The sequence below is a fragment of the Vibrio sp. Vb0888 genome, from assembly GCF_033338835.1.
Classification (GTDB): domain Bacteria; phylum Pseudomonadota; class Gammaproteobacteria; order Enterobacterales; family Vibrionaceae; genus Vibrio; species Vibrio alginolyticus.
In genome coordinates, this window is record NZ_JAWOTL010000310.1 from 1 (window position 1) to 1,074 (window position 1,074).

Sequence of the window (1,074 nt, forward strand, 5' to 3'; positions counted from 1 at the left end):
AAGCCCAAGGCAACGAAATGAATTGGCTTACCCCAGTACGCGTGTTTGATCAACAAAACGGAGTGAACAGCAATCATCAAATACACAGCAGCCATTAAACGATGCGACAACTTAAATGGCTTGTATTTAACAACCGTCCACAATGACACCACGAGCAATGCTAAGAGCAGGTAAAAACCCCACTCCCCCAAACCAAGCCCCACATCGCGCAGCTCTTTGACCCAGAGTTCTAAACCGACAAAGTTGTTCCCAGAAGGCCCAACCCCGGTGTGTTTGATTGGTTTTTCGAGCACTCCTGCCGACACTAGCCATTTTGGCACTTTATACGTCAACCAATGCACGACTCCGAGGCTAACCCCCGCAATGCCGAGCCATTTATGCACACGATAGGCCTTATCCATCCCGTGAACCCATTGCTCGATCACAGGTAAGCGCAGCGCCAACACCATCGCAATAGACATCAAAGCCAACGACAAAACACCAGAATATTGAATAAGCGCGGAACGCCATTGGAAGAGTTGGGTCGAGGACAGCAGTTGCGGTTCACTCATCCACCACAACACAGACACGGCGGCAATTATCATCCATACAAAATTTCGTACAGTTTTCATGAACATCACTCTCAAATTGACGACAACTCTAGTTTAGTTTTTCTAGCGTAATGCAACGTCAATATTCGTAAAGTTGAGTAAACCCACAATATACCTAAGGTCAATAACAAACTTGGAGGTATTGCGCAGAATCCTACAGAAAATCGACAGGGATTTAACAGTGGTTAGAGTATTCACTCGGTATAGTTTGCTTAACATCGCCAAAGTGCGAATCAAAACCAAAAGGACGAAGAACACCACGCATGAAAAAGTTATTCCTGTTGGTTGGGCTGATGGTTTGCTCAACTGTTAGTTACGCCTCCAAATTAAACGAAGACATCTCCCTCATCGAGAAACAAACATCTGGGCGAATTGGAGTGTCAGTCTGGGATACACAAACGGACGAGCGTTGGGATTATCGCGGAGACGAACGTTTCCCATTAATGAGCACATTCAAAACGTTAGCGTGTGCCACCATGCTAAG

1 protein-coding gene and 1 pseudogene are annotated in these 1,074 nt (G+C 46.0%); one reads left to right on the forward strand and one right to left on the reverse strand.

Annotation, left to right across the window (positions count from 1 at the left end):
* On the reverse strand, window positions 1–611 hold a 611-nt coding region (locus tag R7P72_RS25875; RefSeq protein WP_318111101.1), incomplete at its 3' end, for a ferric reductase-like transmembrane domain-containing protein.
* Window positions 612–853: 242 nt separating this feature from the next.
* Between R7P72_RS25875 and R7P72_RS25880 the strand changes: the two are divergent.
* Window positions 854–1,074: pseudogene (locus tag R7P72_RS25880) on the forward strand (carbenicillin-hydrolyzing class A beta-lactamase); the annotation flags it as partial.